Origin of the sequence: Pseudomonas sp. GM80 (genome assembly GCF_000282515.1) — a bacterium.
GTDB lineage: Bacteria > Pseudomonadota > Gammaproteobacteria > Pseudomonadales > Pseudomonadaceae > Aquipseudomonas.
Genome location: NZ_AKJD01000277.1, coordinates 1 through 2,098, shown reverse-complemented (window position 1 = coordinate 2,098; position 2,098 = coordinate 1). Strand labels below are relative to the sequence as shown.

Below are 2,098 nucleotides of genomic sequence, written 5' to 3'. Positions count from 1 at the left end.
CCGACCAGCACTTCCGGGCCGACACCGTGCTCGATCAGCACTGCGGCCAACTGGTTGGCGCGAGCGTTGAGCTGGGCGTAGCTCAGGCGTTGCTCGCCAAACACCAGAGCGCAGGAATCCGGGGTGGCGCTTACCTGATCTTCGATCAGCGCATGCACGCTGCGCTCCAGCGGATATTCGGTAGCTGTAGCATTCCATTGCGAGACGATCACCTCGCGTTCGTCTGCGTCGAGCAGCACCAGTTCGGCCAGCGGTCGCGCGGCATCGGCCACCACGGCCTTGAGCAGGTTCAACCAGTGCCCTGCCAGGCGCTCGATGCTGCTCGCCTCGAACAGATCCGTGGCGTAAGTGAAGGAGGCTTCCAGGCCTTCCGGGCTGTCACCGGTGTCAAGCGCCAGATCAAACTGCGCGGTGCGGTGTTCCCAGCTCAGGCTTTGCAGTTGCAGCCCCGGCAATTGTGCGACGAGGTCGGATTCGGCTTCACTGCGGTGGTTGAACATCGCCTGGAACAGCGGGCTGTGGCTCAAGTTACGCTCAGGCTGCAAGGCATCGACCAATTGCTCGAACGGCAGGTCCTGATGCATCTGCGCGGCAATCGCCGTCTGTTTGACCTGTTGCAGCAATTGCGCGAAACCCATTGCCGGATCGAACTCGGCACGCAGCACTTGGGTGTTGACGAAGAAGCCAATCAATCGCTCGATTTCCAGGCGGTTGCGGTTGGCAATCGGCACGCCGACGCGGATATCCGCCTGGCCGCTGTAGCGGTTCAACAAGGCCTGGAACGAGGCCAGCAACAGCATGAACACGGTCACACCTTCGCGCCGGGCGAGGGTTTTCAATGCCTCACCAAGCGCCGGTTCAATGCTCACGTTCAAACGTGCGCCACGGAAACTTTGCAACGCCGGACGCGGATGATCGGTGGGCATTTCCAGCAACGGTTGCTCGCTGCCCAAACGGGTTTTCCAGTAGCTCAGCTGGCGCTCGCGCTCGCCGCTGTCCATCCACTCGCGCTGCCACACCGCGTAGTCGGCGTACTGCACGGGCAAGGCCGACAGTGGCGCCGTGGTGCCTTGGCTGAACGCTGCGTAGAAGGCGATCAGGTCTTCGATCATCACTTGCATCGACCAGCCGTCAGAAACGATGTGATGCAGCGTCAGTACCAGCACATGGTCATCGTCACTGATGCGCAGCAACGCCACCCGCAGCAGCGCACCGCTCAGCAGGTCGAACGGCTGCGACGTCTGTTGCTCGACGAACGCCTGAATCTGTTCATCCGAAGCATTGGCCAGCGCCTGCTCTTGCAGGGCCACTTGAGCCGTCGGCTGAATGATTTGCTGCACCCGCCCGTCGTGATCGACGAACGCGGTGCGCAGGCTTTCGTGGCGTTGGATCAGCGCCTGGAAGCTTTGCTGCAACGCCGTGCGGTCCAGTGCGCCACGCAAGCGCAGCGCCGTTGGAATGTTGTAGGCCGCACTGTCAGGGTCCATCTGCCAGAGAAACCACTGACGTTCCTGGGCATAAGACAGCGCCAGCGGTTGCTCGCGACCCACCTGAGGAATCGACATTTGCGGGGTGTGCTGATCCGCGTCCAAGGCGTGGACAAACGCCTCAAGGCTGCTGTGCTCGAACAGCGTGCGCAGCGGTACCTGAATGTCCAGCGTGCGGCGAATGCGCGAAACCACCTGGGTGACCAGCAACGAGTGGCCACCCAGTTCAAAGAAGTTGTCGGTCAGGCCGACCCGTTCAAGCTTGAGCACGTCCTGCCAGATGGCGGCGACGTGCTGTTGACGCTCACTCTGCGGTGCAACGAACGTCTGTTGCAGCGCGCTGGCGTCAAATTTCGGCAGCGCCTTGCGCTCCAGTTTGCCGTTCGGGCTGACCGGCATTTTCGCCAGCCACACCCAATGTTGCGGCACCATGAACTCCGGCAGACTCTGGCCCAGATGCGCCTTGAGTTGCAGATTCGCCGCAGTGCGCGTCGCCTCATCGGCGTTCAACAGCGCCTCATCGGTGGGCACCACATAGGCGACCAACAGCGAACCATCCTGAGCAATGACCACGGTTTCCAGCACCGCGTCGTGCTCGGCCAGACGTGCTT

At 61.9% G+C, this 2,098-nt stretch carries 1 protein-coding gene; it reads right to left on the bottom strand.

Annotated features, from left to right (window positions below; translation table 11 throughout):
- A partial coding sequence (locus PMI37_RS30820; protein ID WP_008088997.1) for a condensation domain-containing protein occupies window positions 1-2,098 on the bottom strand: 2,098 nt, incomplete at both ends.